This window comes from Spirosoma pulveris (assembly GCF_054781875.1).
The window spans coordinates 371578-389673 of sequence record NZ_BAAGTO010000007.1 but is presented as its reverse complement, the minus strand read 5'-3'; the positions used below and the strand labels follow the sequence as shown (position 1 = coordinate 389673).

At 43.2% G+C, this 18096-nt stretch carries 10 protein-coding genes and 1 rRNA gene; 2 read left to right on the top strand and 9 right to left on the bottom strand.

Translation table 11 applies throughout. From position 1 onward, the window contains the following. Positions 1-121, bottom strand: a 16S ribosomal RNA gene (locus ACYVJM_RS22895); the annotation flags it as partial. 347 nt (positions 122-468) lie between these two features. Continuing rightward, positions 469-2100, bottom strand: a complete 1632-nt coding sequence (gene pruA / locus ACYVJM_RS22890) for an L-glutamate gamma-semialdehyde dehydrogenase (protein ID WP_461150552.1) — start codon at positions 2098-2100, stop codon at positions 469-471. A 141-nt stretch (positions 2101-2241) separates the two neighbouring features. On the opposite strand from pruA, the gene thrC reads away from it, so the two are divergent. Then, positions 2242-3549 (top strand): threonine synthase, encoded by a 1308-nt coding sequence (thrC, locus tag ACYVJM_RS22885; protein WP_461150551.1) that lies wholly within the window; start codon positions 2242-2244, stop codon positions 3547-3549. 68 nt (positions 3550-3617) lie between these two features. Here the strand turns inward: thrC and ACYVJM_RS22880 are convergent, their stop codons facing one another. The 5 genes from ACYVJM_RS22880 to ACYVJM_RS22860 form a co-directional block, all read right to left on the bottom strand. After that, a complete protein-coding gene (locus ACYVJM_RS22880; protein ID WP_461150550.1) occupies positions 3618-5441 on the bottom strand; it encodes a tetratricopeptide repeat protein in 1824 nt (607 codons plus the stop codon). Positions 5442-5928: 487 nt separating this feature from the next. Beyond that, the gene (locus tag ACYVJM_RS22875) at positions 5929-6810 is read right to left on the bottom strand and encodes a class I SAM-dependent methyltransferase (RefSeq protein WP_461150549.1); all 882 of its coding nucleotides are present in this window, start codon (positions 6808-6810) and stop codon (positions 5929-5931) included. 70 nt (positions 6811-6880) lie between these two features. Further along, positions 6881-8743, bottom strand: coding sequence for a tRNA uridine-5-carboxymethylaminomethyl(34) synthesis enzyme MnmG (gene mnmG, locus ACYVJM_RS22870; protein WP_461150563.1), 1863 nt, complete (start codon positions 8741-8743; stop codon positions 6881-6883). A 153-nt stretch (positions 8744-8896) separates the two neighbouring features. Further along, positions 8897-12199: a DUF4175 family protein gene (locus tag ACYVJM_RS22865; protein ID WP_461150548.1), complete on the bottom strand. Its 3303-nt coding sequence runs from the start codon at positions 12197-12199 to the stop codon at positions 8897-8899. Positions 12200-12217: 18 nt separating this feature from the next. Beyond that, positions 12218-12571 carry a hypothetical protein gene (locus tag ACYVJM_RS22860; protein WP_461150547.1) on the bottom strand — a complete coding sequence of 118 codons (354 nt, stop codon included), beginning with the start codon at positions 12569-12571 and terminating at the stop codon, positions 12218-12220. Positions 12572-12619: 48 nt separating this feature from the next. On the opposite strand from ACYVJM_RS22860, the gene ACYVJM_RS22855 reads away from it, so the two are divergent. Beyond that, the gene (locus ACYVJM_RS22855; protein ID WP_461150546.1) at positions 12620-13339 is read left to right on the top strand and encodes a ComF family protein; all 720 of its coding nucleotides are present in this window, start codon (positions 12620-12622) and stop codon (positions 13337-13339) included. Positions 13340-13428: 89 nt separating this feature from the next. Here the strand turns inward: ACYVJM_RS22855 and ACYVJM_RS22850 are convergent, their stop codons facing one another. Both ACYVJM_RS22850 and mfd read right to left on the bottom strand, forming a co-directional pair. After that, positions 13429-14691: an SUMF1/EgtB/PvdO family nonheme iron enzyme gene (locus tag ACYVJM_RS22850; protein WP_461150545.1), complete on the bottom strand. Its 1263-nt coding sequence runs from the start codon at positions 14689-14691 to the stop codon at positions 13429-13431. 39 nt (positions 14692-14730) lie between these two features. Beyond that, positions 14731-18084, bottom strand: coding sequence for a transcription-repair coupling factor (gene mfd, locus ACYVJM_RS22845; RefSeq protein ID WP_461150544.1), 3354 nt, complete (start codon positions 18082-18084; stop codon positions 14731-14733). Between the last annotated feature and the right edge of the window lie 12 nt (positions 18085-18096).

Genomic DNA, 18096 nt, shown 5'->3' with positions numbered 1-18096 from the left:
ATGAGGCAGGTTGCTTACGCGTTACGCACCCGTTTGCCACTGGCCTTGCGGCCCGTTCGACTTGCATGTATTAGGCCTGCCGCTAGCGTTCATCCTGAGCCAGGATCAAACTCTCCATCGTAAATATGTTTGTGGTTCGCTAAAGAACCACGATGTTTATAGCCTTAAATAGTGCTAACCTATTGATGTCAATACGTCAAAGAACTGTCTCAAACCTTTCGGCCTGATTGTAAGACCAACCGCTGTTGGTCTTCCTTATATTTGGGAGTGCAAAGGTACAACACTCTTTCTTTCTTGTCAAGAAAAAGTTGAAAATATTTTTTGTCAACTTTTTCATTTCCTATTTATAACTAATTGACTTAAAAGCATTTAGATTGTTAGTCCGCTTGTTCTTTCGTCGTTTGGGAGTGCAAAATTAGGTGTTTAAAATCCTTTACGCAAGCATTAGTTAAAACTTTTTCTAAAAAATTATTCGTGCTCTAAAAATGGATATTTGTACGATTTTGGTGGAGAAAACGTCTCCTTAATGGTACGTGCTGACACCCAGCGATATAGATTCAACGCCGACCCGGCTTTATCATTTGTACCCGATGCTCTGGCCCCACCAAATGGCTGCTGACCAACTACAGCTCCTGTGGGTTTATCATTAATATAAAAGTTACCGGCCGCATTTTGTAGTGCCTTTGCTGCCTTCTCAACGATATATCTGTCTTTCGAAAATATTGATCCTGTCAATGCGTAGGGCGAAGTTGTGTTGACAAGTTGTAGTACATTTTCAAACTGTGATGGCTCATATACATACACTGACAATACTGGACCGAAGATTTCTTCACACATAGTCCGGTATGTCGGATCCCCTACCTGTAACACGGTCGGTTCAATAAAGTAACCTTTGCTTCCGTCATAATTCCCGCCCGCTACTATTCTCACCTTATCCGTTCGTTTAGCTTCATCTATATAAGCCGTAATCTTTTTGAAAGCCCTCTCATCAATAACGGCATTGATAAAATTGGAGAAATCTTCCGTTGCTCCCATTTTAATTTCATTCAGAAATTGCTTCATTTTGGTTTCTACAGCTGGCCATAGTGAGGTTGGTATATATGCCCGTGAAGCAGCAGAACATTTTTGCCCCTGATATTCAAATGCTCCACGTACTAAACCAGTTGCCACTTCCTCGGCATCAGCTGACTCATGAACTAGCACGAAGTCTTTTCCACCGGTCTCGCCTACAATGCGGGGATAGGTTTTGTACTTATGAATGTTCGCGCCAATAGTGCCCCAAATTTGCTGAAATACGCCTGTACTTCCAGTAAAGTGAATACCAGCAAAGTCAGGATGATTGAAAATTATCTCCCCCGCTACGGGCCCATCTACATAGATCAGGTTGATCACGCCCGCTGGTAGGCCCGCTTCAATCAGAACTTCCATGATAATCTTAGCTGACAATACCTGCGTGTATGCGGGTTTCCAAACGACCGTGTTACCCATTAACGCTGCTGAAGTCGGCAGGTTTCCGGCGATCGCTGTAAAATTGAATGGTGTTAAGGCAAAGACGAACCCTTCGAGCGGACGATATTCTAACCGATTCCAGACTCCCGGCGATGAACCTGGTTGTTGCCTGTATATTTCCGTTGCATAGTGAACGTTGAATCGCAGAAAGTCGATTAGCTCACAAGCAGAGTCAATTTCGGCTTGAAATGCGTTTTTTGATTGACCTAACATTGTAGCGGCATTGATTTTGGCCCGATAGGGTCCGGCTAGCAATTCGGCTGCTTTGAGGAAAATACCTGCTCTGTGCTCCCAAGCTAAATTCGCCCAAGCTTCTTTAGCTACCAAGGCTGCATCAATTGCGTTTTGAACATGTTCAGCTTCTCCTTCGTAGAAATAACCGAGTGTATGTTGGTGATCATGAGGGGGGGCAACACGAAGTTTTTTGTCTGTTCTAACTTCTTTGCCACCTATATACATGGGAATATCCTTTTCCGTGGATCGGAATTCAGCTAATGTTTTTTTGAGTGCTTCCCGTTCTGGAGAGCCTGGACGGTATTCTTTTACCGGTTCATTTACCGGTGCCGGCACATTGAATGTTCCAAATGACATAATGAAGTGTTTGATTTTCTACAAATTTACGTATTGCCTTACTTATCCACTAATCCACACTAGTTTTCCACATTTTACCCACGTTTTTCAATTCATTGCCTTGATTTGCCGTACTTTGTATCTTTATTTCTCCTTTTGTCTATGCGTTTTTACAGCACTAATAGTCCGTCAGTAACTGTCTCAACTAAGCAAGCCCTTTTCCAAAGTATGCCGGCTGACAAGGGACTTTACATGCCAACCCCCTTACCTTTCCTGGGCACTGATTTTTTTTCAGATATTGCCACTCATTCGTTAGCCGATATAGGATTTGCTATTAGTCAGGCATTATTTGGTGATGAAATCAGTAAATCTGATCTTGAAGAATTGACGCACCATGCATTTCCATTCTCAACGCCGGTTGTAAACTTAGAGCCCGGTAGGGTTAGTGTTCTGGAGTTGTTTCATGGTCCTTCGCTTGCGTTTAAAGATGTGGGAGCCCGCTATATGGCTGGCCTGATGTCTTACTTTTCTAAACAGGCCGAACAGGAAGTAAATATTTTAGTTGCAACATCGGGTGATACCGGTGGTGCCGTTGCGATGGGCTTCCATAATGTGCCGGGCGTTCGGGTTTCTATTCTTTATCCCAGCGGTCGCGTAAGTGAATTACAGGAAAAGCAATTGACCACTCTTGGTGGAAATATTCAGGCTTTTGAAGTTAATGGTTCTTTCGATGATTGTCAGTCCATCGTGAAACAGGCTTTCGTTGATGCAGAATTGAACGCGCACCTTGCTCTTTCTTCGGCAAATTCAATCAATATCTTTCGCCTTATTCCCCAAAGCTTTTATTACGTAAGTGCTTTCGGTCAAGTGCACTCATCTGGACAACCGGTTGTTTTCTCAACCCCAAGCGGAAACTTCGGAAACTTAAGCGCTGGTGCTCTCGTGCAGAAAATGGGATTACCAGTGGCCCATTTTGTCGCTGCTACCAATCTTAATCAAGTTGTTCCCAACTACCTCAACACCGGGGATTACCTTCCAAAGCCCTCAATAGCTACTATTTCGAATGCGATGGATGTAGGAAGTCCAAGTAATTTTATCCGGCTTGCCCATTTGTATGGTGATAGCTATGATCAATTCAAAGCGAATATGTCCGGCTACTACTTTGATGATGAAGAAACTCGGGCAGGAATGAAACGCATTTACCACGATTATAATTATGTGTCCTGTCCACACACGGCAATTGGTATAATGGGTTTAGAGCAGTATTTGAGTTCTATAAAACAGGATGTAACCGGTGTTGCTTTAGCTACAGCTCACCCATCGAAGTTCAAGCCCTTAGTCGAAGAAGTCCTTAACATAGCTGTTGATGTTCCAGATCGGCTTTCTATTTTATCAGAACGTACCAAAATGAGTATACAAATTCCTGCTACTTACGATGCTTTTAAAGAGTCTTTTTTACAAACTGTTTAGCATAGTTATCCACAAAAAAAGGCCTATTCACATGAATAGGCCTTTTTTTGTGGATAACTATGCTCCTGTTAATTCACAGTATCTCCCCGTAACGCTCTAAATCGTTTGCGAGCTTCAGCCCCATATATACTTCCTGGATACTGAGTTAATACTTTTTGATAAGCCTCCATAGCTGCCTGTTTATCTTTCAAACGCTCCTCATAGATTTTGCCCAAGGTGAATTGTGCATCATCACCCAGAATATCTTTAGGATACGACGTTACTATTTTTTTTAAATCATCCAGTGCCTCTGCGTTCTTTCCTTGCTTCATGTAGGTATTAGCCCGGAGCCAGAGTATTTCATCGACCAGACTATGATCGGCATAGGTTTTAAGCATACCATTCAGCGCTTGAACGGCTTCGTCTGTTTTGTTTTGAAATAACATTAGATCGATGTCAGCATACTCCCGCATTGCTGCTTCAGTACTGTCCATACCGGTATTATCTACAATCAATAAGCTCAATTGCTCAGCATCGTTAGCAATTTCACGTGAGGTTGCCAGCTTCAATACATCCAGCAAATCCTTCGCTACTGCCATATTACCCCGATAATATTGCAGTTTGGCATTCTTTAATTTGGCTTCATATCCCAATAACTCTTCCTTTTGAGACTTCTCTACTTGTGAGTATAGCAATGTCGATTCCCAGGGTTCACCTTTCAGGAGGTAGATGTCTCCTTTATCCAGTTTGCAGCGATCGACGAAGTTTTTATCAGTTTTCCCCAGATCAATTGCTAAATCTAAAACTGTAAGCGCTGTGTCTTTACTATCCAGGTAATTTCCATACAGGTTTGCTGTACTTCGTAATGCTTCGAGTGTTTTCAGGTTCGTGCCAATTTCCTGAAGCATTTTCTGGTAATCAGTAATCAATTTTCTTATTTCAAGTTTATCAACTGGATAAGTGTTCTTTACCTGTTCCTCTCTGGCACTAATTACCAGTCGGCGTGCAAAGGGGTATAGCTGTCCTTGTGGATATGTTGTGCATACATACTCAAACGACTCGGCCGCTGTTTTGTATTCTTTGTTATTCATGGCCAGCATACCTAGATCGTACACCCGGCTTCCGTTTAACTTAAGGCGTTTATCCGTTGCTTTTTCCTGGAGCAGTGCACGGCTAAATTTTTGTTTTTGGACAAAGTACCAAATCAAAAGTTCATTGTAGGATAACTCGTTCGGCTCCTGTTGAATTTTGGAATAAAGCGCTTTTTCTACAAGTGGTTCATCTTTAGTGTTTATAAACCCTTGTAAAGCGGCTAACACAGCTTCTTTCTTTTCAGGTTGTTTACCCGTTAGAATTATTTCGTCGATGGCTTTTTCAATTTGGCCTGTCGATCGATACAGCGTCATTAATTCTTCACTGTAGGCCGTTGGGTCCTTACTTACTTCACGGGCCATTTCCAGAGATCGGATAGCCCAGCGGCTCTCTCCTGCTTCGCTAAAGGCAGATGCCAGCTTTTCCAGCTTGGCAATCGATGACTTACTCGATTGCACTGCGGCTGCGAACTGGTTTTTAGCTTGGGTCGTATCGCCCTGCTGGCTGGCCAGTTGCCCACTTATCAGTTCGTAATACGATTTGTTGGCCTCATCGCTCCGTTGTTGTTTGCGCAGGTACTTTACAGCTTCCTCGGTCTTTTTTGTTTTTTGGAGACTATTTACATACCTCGATAGTCTTGGCCATGTCACTTCAGCTTTCAGCAGCTTTGCATACTCGTTCGCGGCCTTTTCAAATTCGCCAGCTTTATAGTATTCATCAGCCAGCGTCGCTCCGCTTGATGTGATTCCAACCTGTGCATACGCTACCCCAGCAGATAGCACCCACAATAATGCAATAATGACTTTTGACCTTATTAACATTTTATAAAAAGGCTTTTTAAAAAGAACGTTGTTTCAACTATTAGTGATGTGGAAATGTGCATAAACAAGTTGTCCACTAATCAATTTACTCAATGTGGATAAAACGATCAAGATATCCACTCTTTTAACTTTAATTATCCACGTATAATCTGTTAGTATTTAGATAATTAACACTTTATCCACAATATGTGTGTTGAAATCGTGTGGATTTGTTTATAAACTTAATGCACAACTTCAACTGGGGAAAATGTGTGGAGCTAACGGGTATATGTTGTAGTTTCTCCACACTTGATCCCTTTCTTTTTGCTTCTGTGGATTACTTCATAAGTCGTCCACACTCATTATTCCCTTTGTGAACATATTATCCACCTGTGTGGATGAGTTATTCACATGGTTATTCACATAAAAGTTTAACTTTTTTTATTTAGAATAGACCTTTCCCTGAATCAAGAAAAGATGCCTGTTTACACGTCTGGTATTACAATAATTATGCCTTCTTGAAGAGGTAGATCAGGCTGGAGTAATTGCCCGTCTTTCCAGCCTCTGCGTTTGATGATAATCCGATTTGTACGCTTTTTAGGTAATCGGTCTTTCCTGTTTTGTAGCGGGTGCTTAACATGGCAATGTAAAATGCATCGAATACCATGGGTAATTGCTTAACTAGTTTGAAACCGTATTTGTTAAATAGTGGCTGTATAGTTGAAGGAGTAAAATGATGTAAGTGACGGGGTACATCATATGCTGCCCAGTATTCTTTAAAAAATTGGGCATCGTAGGAGTCAGAATTTGGCACAGCAATGATTAACGTCCCCTGCTCGGCCAATAAATAATGGAGTTGATTTATTGATTCGTTAAGATTTGGAATATGTTCGAGTACATGCCAGAGTGAAATAATATCGAAGGGCTCTGTTCCTTTTAAAGCTTCCAGATTTGGTTTAACATTTCCTTTTAATTTCTTTTCAGCTAAAACTCGTGCGTCTGGATCTGGCTCCATGCCAGTTACCGACCAACCACTCTTCTGGCAGCTTTCCAGGAAAGCGCCTGTTCCACAGCCAACGTCTAATATTCTTCCCTGTTTGCCATTAAGCTCGCTGATCAAGTTTACCTTCGATCGTAAGGTGTAATTTCTCACCATTCGGTAAGCCGTATTGACTAACCCACCACCCTGATCATTATGTGAAACATACTGGTCTGATTTATAATATGCACCTATCGAATTGCCGTCTGGTCTGGGATTCGTTAATCGAAATCCACACTGCTGACACTGCTGGATATCAAAATTTTGGTTGCTCACTAGGTAGTCTTCACAAACTAGATAAGGGCTAAAGGTGCTGTTTTCGCAGACCGGGCATTGTGTTACTGTTTCCAAAGCAGGTATCAGAAATGAGTGAATACAATTCGGGTGTCAATTTTCTAATAAAACTGACACCCGTAATTTTTTAGCGGCCCATGTAGACCAATAGAATTGAGACATCTGACGGACTGACTCCACTAATTCGAGAAGCCTGACCAATCGTTGATGGCCGGAGACGTTTAAGCTTTTCTTTACCTTCGAATGAAAGTGCTTTCAACCGGTCATAATCGAAGGTTGGATTAATTACAAGACTCTCCCATTTGTCGAGTTTATCCGCATTTTGCTTTTCCCGATTTAGGTAATCTTCGTATTTTATTTCAATGACTGTTTGTTCAATCGTCTCCTCTCCTACCCCACTCGGCATATCCGGAAGAGTGTTTAAGATACCTTTTACGTCTGATTGATCAATTTCAGGGCGCTTTAATAAGGTATATAAACTGCCTTTTTCTCGAAGTAGCGCACTGCCTTTTGATTCTAAAAAGCCATTTATTTCTTCAGGCTTTACTTTAGTTAAACGAATAGCTTCTGTTAATTGGGCGATTCCTTCCCGCTTTGCAACCATTGTATCATAGCGTTCCTGCGAAGCCAGACCAATAGCATAACCTTTTTCGGTAAGTCGCAAATCTGCATTATCCTGCCTCAACAGTGTTCGATACTCCGCCCTTGACGTGAACATTCGGTAAGGTTCTTCAGTACCTTTTGTGATCAAATCGTCGATCAACACGCCTATATAACCTTCCGATCGCTTGATCGTAAATTCAGCTTCTTCGTTGCTATTTCTGTGTGCGTTAATGCCGGCCATCAGTCCCTGACATGCGGCTTCTTCGTACCCGGTCGTCCCGTTTATTTGTCCTGCGAAGAAAAGATTATGAACTAATTGAGTTTCAAGTGTAGGCTTTAATTGAGTTGGCGGAAAGAAGTCATATTCAACAGCGTAGCCTGGACGAAACATCCGCACGTTCTCAAAACCCTGAATTTTGCGGAGGGCGTTGTATTGTACGGTTTCGGGCAATGAAGTTGAAAACCCATTAACATACACTTCTACCGTGTCCCATCCTTCGGGTTCCACAAAAATCTGGTGTCGATCTTTATCAGCAAACCGATTTATTTTGTCCTCTACTGATGGGCAGTATCTTGGTCCAAGCCCTTTAATCCGACCTGTAAACATTGGTGATTTATCGAAGCCAGTTTTCAGTTCATCATGTACAGCCTGGTTTGTATACGTAATCCAGCAACTCCTTTGCGTTGTTAATGCAGGTGTATTTGTGTAGGAAAACTTACCAGGGTTTTCGTCCCCAAGTTGTTCTTCCATCAACTTATAGTTAAGGCTTCGACCATCAACACGGGGTGGAGTACCGGTTTTCATTCGGCCAGCCTCAAAGCCTAATTGTACTAGTTGTTCTGTTAATCCAGTGGCCGAACGTTCAGCTGTACGCCCACCGCCAAAAACTTTCTCGCCTATAAACATCTGGCCGTTCAGGAATGTACCATTTGTCAATACCACCGCTTTTGCGTTGAACTCAACACCTAAACTTGTTTTAACTCCCCTCACACGATCACCTTTTACAATAACTTCATTGACGGTGTCCTGCCAAAAATCGACATTTTGGTTCTCTTCTAACGCTTTTCGCCACTCCCATGCAAACACATTTCGATCACTTTGACATCGTGGGCTCCACATGGCCGGGCCTTTTGAGCGATTTAGCATTCTGAATTGAATCATGCTTTTATCACTTATTATTCCCGATAAACCTCCGAGTGCGTCAACTTCACGCACAATTTGCCCCTTTGCAACCCCGCCCATTGCCGGGTTACAAGACATCTGTGCAATGGTTTGCATATTCATTGTAATCAGTAAAACCTTGGAGCCCATGGTTGCCGCAGCATTTGCTGCCTCGCATCCGGCATGGCCTGCCCCTACTACAATGACATCGTATGAAGAATACATTTTTGTGTTTTTTGAAAAATGTTTCACGTGGAAACTTTTCACAAAATTGTTGAAAGTTGTTGAAAAGGTAAAACGTGACAATGATTTGATAAAAAAGCAACAAAAAACCGCCGACCTTAGTGCAAAGTCGGCGGTTTAAAAAGAGTCTTCAGATTACTTACTTACCTTCTGTAAATACTGATTAGCTTCTTTTTTGTAAAAAAGGTTATAATTAGGGGTTACAGAGCGTAAAACTTCAACTTGCTTCGTTTTTTGCTGAAAATTTGTAGAATCAAAGAAAGAGGGCGTACTTTTCTTCGTCGTCTTAGCGGCTTCTGCCTGACGTTTAGGATCTTCTTCCTGTTGTTTCAAAGCTTTTTCAGATTCAAGCAGACGCGTCAGGATTTCATTCTGGCGATTAATGGTATTCGGGTTCACACGCTTATTGACAAGGTCTGTTTCAGCTTCATCCATTTTTTCCATTAACTCTTTCACTTGTTTCTCTTGCTGCTTGCCAGCTTCAGTGCCTTTAGCATTTTCTTCAAGCTTTTTAAGCATACTGCGGATCATCGCCTGTTCCGCAGCCATCTGCGAAAGTTCTTCAGAGAGCCCCCTGCCTGTCTTACCTTCCTTCTGCATTTGCTGCATTTTTGCATTTAACTGCTTTTGCATTTCCCCCATTCCACTAGGTTTTTCGCCTTTTTTACCCCCTTTTCCTTTACCAGGCATTGCCATAGCATTCATTTGCTGCTGCATATTTTTCAATACATCACTTAGCATAAGCGCTAAATTATTGATTGATGTCATAGCAAATTGCTGTTTGGAAGATGCCATACTTAACCGACGATCTTTCAACTGCTGAACACTTTCGTCCATATAAAACTTCATATTCGTTAACTCCCGGGTTACGAACGATTGTATTTGCACGACCCGACTAGCAAGGGCATTTAAGCTATCTTCAATAATTTTAGCATCATCCTGTAGCTTCAATTGTTCCTGCGATAATTTAGTAACGCGTGGGTCCTGAAGACTCATACCACGAAAATCTTTCATGACACGTTCCTGGCCAAAAGATAGAGTAATCAGGTTATCTAAAATGTTTCTAAGATCGTCCATGTTTTCCTGCATCTCTTCCATCTCGGATGACTGCATGGATTCTTTCATAGATTTGCTCATCTGTTTCATGGCCTTCGCCGACTTTTTTTGTTTCGAAGCAGCCTGTTTTCCCTGGTTACTCTTCATGTCTTTAGCCGCATCATCCATCTCTTTATCAATTTCCTGCTGCTCCTTTTCAGTTGATTCGGGCTTATTGAGATCATCCTTCTCGGCTTCTTTCTCAAGTTCTTTTATCTGTTCTTTCGTGTTTTTAAAGTCTTCCTGAGACTTCTCTTGTTGTTTCTGCTGCTCTTGTGTCGTCTCGTTTTTCTTGGCGTTCTCCTCAGCTTGCTTCTCCAATTGTTCAGCTTGCTTCTCCAAATTTTCCGCAACATTGTTAACTTTTTGCTCAAGCTGCATCTGCTTAAAAAGCTTGAGTGCCCGGTCTAGATCACGCTCCAAATTCTTCTCTTTACGAGTTAAACGGTCAAGCATATCAGATGCTTTTTCATCCTGCTTACGTTCCAGGAGTTGCTTCAACTGCTCATACAATTGCTTCGATTCCGGATCTAACAAGTCTTTAAACAGCTTTTGAAGCTGCTCCATCTTGTCTTGTAAGGCCTGATTTTTTTCGGCGAAACGTTGCTGAGTGTCATTCGTTTTCTGCATCTGCTCCTGCAGTTTCTGAACCTCTTTCATCAACTCTTCCCGCTTTTGCAGAATTTCCTGTAGCTGCTTCTTGTCCTGAAAATCGGATGACTTCTTTGTCCGCATCCGGTCTTCCATAGTCTGAAGCTCTTTTTTGATCTCCTGCGTTTTGCTCAGTGCGTTATCAATCTGCTGCTCCGTTTTTTCAGCCGATTTGTCAACTTGCTTTTGAATCTCTGCATTAGAAGGAATGACAAAATTGAGCTGATTCGATCGGATGGACTTTGCACCATTGACACCGTCATTATCCCAAACTTGTACGAAATACTCCAGCCGATCCTCCTGACCAAGTTTAAGGCTATCGAGCGACCAGTTATATACGAAGTTCTGTGAGGTAGTTGATCTGTTTACCGGAATGTCCTTCACATACGTTTGAGACACCTTGCCATTACGGTTAATTTTATAATTCAGTTTCAGTTTAGAAAAGCCATAATCGTCTGATATTAAGCCGGAAAGAGCTATATAATTATAGGTTACGGTATCCTGAATTCGATCGACGGAGATTTGCGGATAACGGTCTGGAATCACCTGAACGTTATATTGGATAGTGGACGGAGATGCAACTTGTCCATTTTTTAAAGACACCGTATACGCTGCATTTTGCATTAGGCGTCGATTTAAAATGAAAGTATTATCATCAACTAGTCGAGCAGGAGTTTGCTTGTTTTCGGTATTGAACTTAAATAAAAGTGAATCTGTATGATCGGCTGCAAACTCCCAATTAACAACAGTTCCCTGCGGAACAAGCAGGTTACCGACGTTTGAAAGCTGCTCAGAAGGTTTGTTCAGATAAGCGGGATAATCGAGCTTAACATTGAATGAAAGGACAGCCGGCCGGTCAATAAGGGATACTTTATACGCTGGAGAGTTATAACCGGAAGCCTCTAACCGAAAGTCCAGATCGCGCTGAAGATTATCAAAATTATAAGAATATTGATTGCCTGACTGTTCGAGCTTAAACCGAGTTCCGTTAGCCACAACGTAGACGGACTGCGGTAATACATCGCCTACCAGTTTGACCGAAAGAGGAAAGTCTTCGTTCCGGAAAGCTTTAAGCTCCTTATTCTGAACGACGAACTGGAAAGGAGCCTCTTCTACAAATTCTTTATTGTAGTTAACCAGCCGAGTCGATGACTTTGCAAAAAAAGCCGGATTGAGAATCAGAATTAGCAGTATAATTGCTAATGGTGGAATGGCATACTTTAAAAACTGCCGGTTCCGACTAATTTGAATAGCATTAGCGAATCGGTTGATTAGGAGCTGCTGTGACCGCTGATTCAAACTAGCTTGTAGCAAATCACTTTGATCATTTGATATACGCTGTAATTGAAGTGTATTCAACAACTTATCCCCTACTTCAGGAAAAAACATACCAATCTGACGAGCAGCTTCATCATTAGACAATGGTTTGTTCAACCCATACAGATTAAATAATGGCCGTAGAACCAGAAGATAGAGTCCAACCAAAACCGTGAGTAAAAAGCCGAAAAACAACGCGCCCCGACCCACTGAGTTAAAACGGCCGACAAACTCAGCCGTGTTTATAAACAGGTAACCAGTACAAAGCAGTGCTATAAAGAAGAGACTGCCCTTTACTAACTGATTCTGAAAATAACGTTTTTTATACTCATCAATTCGCTGAAGCAGCGTGGTATAAGCAGATGAAGCTTGCATAAAATTCAGATTGAGCAGTTAAAATAATAGAGACTCGAAGTACTGAATGACGTGTTGTTTTAAGAAATTCTCCTGCGCTAATAAATCCCCGTGAGGAATTGGCTTTACCAAATTCCACTGGGGCCATCCGTCCTTGTCCTGACCTTCAAACACATAATAACCATCTATACTCAGTACCCGGCAAACGGCAATATGCATTAAGTCTTGTTTCGCTTCTTTAGAAAAACGTTTAGGACCTGTACCCAACTCCTGCACGCCAATCAGAAAGAGCACAGCATTGAGATCGGCAGGACGTTTTCCTACAAGAGCCTGTAACTGATCCAGTAATTCTTCCCACCGTTTATCGAGACTATTTTCCGTTTCTGAAAGCATAAATTTTATTCTTCTTCCTAAATTACAACGTTTTATCTTATCAAACGAATGCATGCCATCGTTCAAAGAATATATCTAATCATAGCAGATTTTGTTGATCTGCTCTACCCTTCTCTATGTGTTGGCTGTGCTAAATCTTTAGGATTTAACGAAAAGATTTTATGTACCAAATGCCGGATTAATCTTCCTGAAACGAATCAACACAAGGAGCCGTATGATGAAAGTCTCCTCAATAAGTTTGCCGGAAAATTGCCGGTTCAGTTTTTAGCTTCGTTTGTGTATTTTAAAAAAGGTGGAATTGTCCAGAAACTAATCCATACAATTAAGTACAAAGGACAAAAGGAAGCTGCTAAAGAATTAGGTAACTGGTACGGTTATCAATTAGCAACTGAAAGTACTTTATTAACAGAAATAGACGTATTAATAAGTGTTCCGTTGCATAAGAGCCGTCTTCGACAACGTGGTTACAACCAGGCAGATTGGATTGCAAAAGGGCTCTCTGAAGCCCTTAACATACCAGTAGCAGAAGATGTTTTGGTTTGTTGGAAAATGAAGGATTCGCAGACTCGAAAAAATAGAATGGAGCGTTGGGAAAATGTTAAAACGGTCTTTTCAGTGCAGCAATCCGACGAAGTGCTAGGTAAAAATATTGTGCTTGTTGATGATGTGCTAACTACCGGCGCTACCCTCGAAGCCTGTGCCGGCGAACTACTGAGATCTGGCTGTAAGACTGTTGGAATTCTAACACTGGCTACAGTAAATCGGTAACGCAACACTTTGGTTGCCAATCTGATAAGGTTATAAATAAAATAGCGGGCAATCTTTACAGATTGCCCGCTATTAATAAAATGGTTCGCTTATTTGTTTCGGCCAACTCCAATCATAGCACAGCGGAAACCAATCATAGCCGTAGCAGAATCCTGATCCAGGAAACGGCGAGTACCCGGCGACAACCAGTAAGCAACATCGTTCCAGGAGCCACCTTTGTAGACCCGCAGTTTATCGTCGATCAGTGATTGCTTGTTCTTTGTGTCATAGTTTTTGGAATCATCCAGATAACCATTCCGACGAATTGGGTTCAGGTCGTTCACATCCTGATAAGACAATGGACGGTATACGTCATATACCCATTCATTCACGTTACCTGCCATGTTGTACAAACCAAAATCGTTGGCTGGATATGCGTAAATTTCAGCAGTGATGATGGCACCATCGTTTGAACGACCGGCGATACCGGCATAGTCACCACGGCCACGCTTGAAGTTTGCCAGCATTTGGCCCTGTTTGCGGCCTTTCTTGGGGTTACGTACCGAAGAACCATCCCACGGATAGATTCGCTGATTGATTTGATTCTCGTCCATGTACTGCGTTCCTATGAGCGCTTTAGCAGCATATTCCCATTCGGCTTCAGTTGGTAGACGGTAATCTGGCAGTATAAGTCCGCTTTCCAGACTTGGTTTAGTTGGAGTTGTAGAAGCGGTTGCTTCTGCCAAAGCCGGTTCAGCCGGGGCTTTAGATTTACGCTTTAGGGAGAAGCCGCCACCTTTTGCCTTGGGAGCACCTCCTTTGGCTAGTTCATTATTAACGGCATTTGACCGCCATACTGCATAATCACTAGCCTGTACCCACGATACACCCACGACCGGATAATACCGGAAGGCAGGGTAACGGAGGTATTGAGTTACGTAAGAGTCATTAAACGAAAGCGGATTCGCCCAAACGGTTGTATCTGGCAAGGCTGCCTTAACAACTTCTTCAGATGAATCGCGAGTAATGGCGTTCAGATATTCAAGGTAGTGAACGTTAGCCATTTCGGTTTCATCCATGTAGAACGATTGAATGGAAACCGTGCGCTCCCGGTTGTCCCGGCTGTTCATCACGTCCTCTTCGAGGGCGCCCATAGTAAAACGGCCTCCCTCAATAAAAACAAGGTTTGGACCTGCTTTCTGTCCTGCAAATTTCTTTACCTGGAAACCTTCTTTCTGGTTGTAAGCAATTCCCGTCGCCGTACTCTTTTTACCGGGCTGCACACTGGTCGGGTGCTTGGACTTACAAGATGCCAGGGCCGCCGTTGCCAGGAGCACAAAAGCCGCTCGCTGCAGGTGATACTTTTGAATCATTGCTCTTATTTGTGTAAAACGTAGGTGCAAAAATCGTAATTAATTTGTCAATGCGCCCATTATTTCGTCTAATTGCTCGACTGAATAAACGTCGGAGTGCGTTATAATTGGCCTTCCCTTTGACTCCTTTAATGAACCTTTGGTTGGGTTTCGCTTGATGTGCTCAATTACCTTGCCAAACTGGTCGGATTTAAAGAACTCATCGTTCCCGTTAAAAACGAAGTATCCTTTCATGATATTATTCTTAAGCGTCAGTTTTTCAAGGTATAATTGCTCTGCCTTCCAGCGAACATTTACCATTTTGATCAGGTTTTCTACTTCTTCTGGCATTGGCCCGAACCGGTCGATCACTTCCTGCCGGAATGCCTGAACTTCATCATTATTCTGCAAACTGTCCAGGCGAGTATATAACGCCAATCGCTCCGAAATATTCGATACGTACTTTTCCGGAATAACAACTTGTAAATCAGTTTCTATAACCGTGTCTGGCAGGGATAGTTTCAGATCGCCTGGCTTTGTTTCAAACAGGTCTTTAAATTCATTTTCCCGCAGTTCCTGAACGGCTTCGTCGAGTACTTTGTGGTACATCTCGAAGCCAAGATCATTAACGAAACCACTCTGCTCAGCTCCCAGTAAATTTCCAGCCCCCCGTATGTCCAGATCGCGCATGGCTATCTTGAATCCTTCGCCTAAATCAGAGAAATCCTCAAGGGTCTGCAGGCGTTTGCGGGCATCGGCCGTCAGGACTGATGGTGGTGGGGTTAAGAGATAACAAAACGCCTTACGATTTGACCGCCCTACCCTGCCGCGCATCTGGTGAAGGTCTGATAAACCAAAGTAATGTGCGTTGTTGATCAGAATTGTGTTCGCATTGGGTATATCAAGACCTGATTCGATGATATTCGTTGAGATCAGCACATCATAATCACCTTCAATGAATCGGGTCATCATTCGCTCCAGCCGATCGCCTTCCATCTGGCCGTGTGCTACCCCAATACGGGCTTCCGGAACAAGGCGCATGATCAGGTTGCCAATCGACTCGATGTCATTGACCCGATTGTGGACGAAAAACACTTGTCCACCACGACGAATTTCATAACTCACTGCATCCCTGATCGTTGCTTCGTTAAACGCGTGTACCTCTGTTGTAACAGGCTGGCGGTTGGGTGGAGGTGTGGCGATCACCGATAGATCCCGTGCCCCCATGAGTGAAAAGTGCAGCGTGCGAGGTATAGGCGTGGCGGTGAGCGTAAGTACGTCGACCTCCACACGCATCTCTTTCAACCGGTCTTTGGTTTTTACCCCAAATTTCTGTTCCTCATCAATGACCAGAAGGCCCAAATCTTTAAATTTTATGTCTTTGTTAACGATGCGATGAGTACCAATCAGAATACCAATTTCGCCAGACGCTACACCTTTTAATATCTCCTTGATCTGTCCGGCCGATCTAAACCGATTGATGTACTCAATTTTAACCGGAAAGTCGGCCATACGCTCCGAGAACGTCTTGAAGTGCTGCATGGCCAGAATGGTCGTCGGGACAAGAACAGCCACCTGTTTATTATCCGTTACGGCCTTAAAGGCGGCCCGTATGGCTATCTCTGTTTTACCAAAGCCAACGTCGCCACAAACCAGGCGGTCCATTGGGTGCGGACGTTCCATGTCATCCTTAACGTCGTTGGTCGCTTTGGCTTGATCTGGGGTATCCTCGTAAAGAAATGACGATTCGAGTTCGGCTTGTAGGAAACTATCGCGGCTGTAGGCATAACCGGGGGCTGTACGGCGCTTGGCATACAGGGCAATCAGCTCACGCGCAATGTCTTTTACCTGCTTTCTGATGCGGGATTTCTTCTGCTCCCATTCCTGAGAGCCAAGCTTACTCATGGTTGGTGGGCCACCCTCCCGACCGCTGTACTTTGCTATCTTATGAAGGCTGTGAATACTGACCAGCAAGATGTCATTATCACGGTAGATCAGTCGGATTGCTTCCTGTTCATTACCCGAATGATCTACTTTTTCCAAGCCCGCAAACCGACCGATTCCATAATCAACGTGCGTAACGTAATCGCCCGGTTGAAGGGTTTTCAGCTCACGAAGTGTTAAGGCTTTAGATTTCGAGAATTTGTCCTGAACGCGGTATTTGTAGTAGCGGTCGAAGATCTGGTGATCGGTGAAGCAGGCGATTTTTAAGGCCTCATCCATGAAGCCTTCACGTAACCCAATATTCATGGGTTGAAACTTCACGAACGGATCGAGTTCTTCAAAAATCGTACGCAAACGGTCAAGTTGTTTGTACGATTCACCCGCAATAATGTTGGTAAACCCTTTGGCTTGGTTTTCGCCCAAGGTATCGATCAACCGCCTGAAATCTTTATTGAAAGACGGCTGAGGTTTCGAATTATACTGTTGACGTCCCTCGGTTTTGAAGTAAAATTTACGGCCAAACTCAACCGTTCTGAAGCGTTTTAACTCATTCAAAAAACTGCGACGCGTTTCAAAAAGAGCGTTTGGATCAGACACAACCTGGATTCCACCGCTATTGGCCAGCACAGTGGCAAAACTCTGCTCTGCTTTTTCGAAGCATTTCTCGATGATCTCAAGTGTAAACTCAACATCCTTTGCCCAGATGTTTGTGGCTTCGGGCAAAAAGTCAAAGAAAGGCTCCCGGGTTTCCTGAACCAGTTTTGTCTGAATGTTCGGGATGATGTTGATAAACTCAACCGGGTCTGTTGATAACTGCGACTCCGGGTTGAATTTTCGAATGCTTTCTACTTCATCGTCGAACAGATCGATTCTAAACGGAAATTCGCTGGCAAACGAAAAGACATCAATAATACCCCCACGTACGGAGAACTGACCGGCTTCGTATACGAAATCTGTCTTCTCAAATTCATATGTCTGCAGTAGTTCTGAGACGAAATGGGTATCCAGCTTCTCTCCTACCCGTATGGTTAAGGTGTTGGCCTGTAATGAGCGTTTATTGATTACTTTTTCCGACAGTGCTTCGGGATAGGTAACCATCAATAAGCCATCCTTTGGTGCCGGGTTCAGTTTGTTTAATACTTCAGCCCGCATCAACACGTTGGCATTTTCAATCTCCTCGTACTGGTACGGCTTTTTGTACGACATCGGGAACAGCAGCACTTCCCGCCCCAACAAGTTTTGCAGATCGTTGAAGAAGTAAGCCGCTTCGTCTCTATCGGTCAAAATATACAGGTGATTCCCGCCAACCGACTTAAAGATTGCCGATGCCAGTACAGCGTCCAGACTTCCGGCCAGGCCTTTGATTTGTAACCGTTGTGGGTCACTGGACGGTTTATGACCGAACGGTTCTGCCAGTAGTTTAATAAAACTATCGTCGGCATACAGGCCGAGTAATTCGTCAGGTTTCAAGCGCAAGTCAGG

Excerpts from the sequence above, each read along its gene's own strand:
- pruA (WP_461150552.1), bottom strand. The coding sequence starts at position 2,100 with ATGTCATTTGGAACATTCAATGTGCCGGCACCGGTAAATGAACCGGTA.
- thrC (WP_461150551.1), top strand. The coding sequence starts at position 2,242 with ATGCGTTTTTACAGCACTAATAGTCCGTCAGTAACTGTCTCAACTAAG.
- ACYVJM_RS22880 (WP_461150550.1), bottom strand. The coding sequence starts at position 5,441 with ATGTTAATAAGGTCAAAAGTCATTATTGCATTATTGTGGGTGCTATCT.
- mnmG (WP_461150563.1), bottom strand. The coding sequence starts at position 8,743 with ATGTATTCTTCATACGATGTCATTGTAGTAGGGGCAGGCCATGCCGGA.
- ACYVJM_RS22865 (WP_461150548.1), bottom strand. The coding sequence starts at position 12,199 with ATGCAAGCTTCATCTGCTTATACCACGCTGCTTCAGCGAATTGATGAG.
- ACYVJM_RS22860 (WP_461150547.1), bottom strand. The coding sequence starts at position 12,571 with ATGCTTTCAGAAACGGAAAATAGTCTCGATAAACGGTGGGAAGAATTA.
- ACYVJM_RS22855 (WP_461150546.1), top strand. The coding sequence starts at position 12,620 with ATGCATGCCATCGTTCAAAGAATATATCTAATCATAGCAGATTTTGTT.
- ACYVJM_RS22850 (WP_461150545.1), bottom strand. The coding sequence starts at position 14,691 with ATGATTCAAAAGTATCACCTGCAGCGAGCGGCTTTTGTGCTCCTGGCA.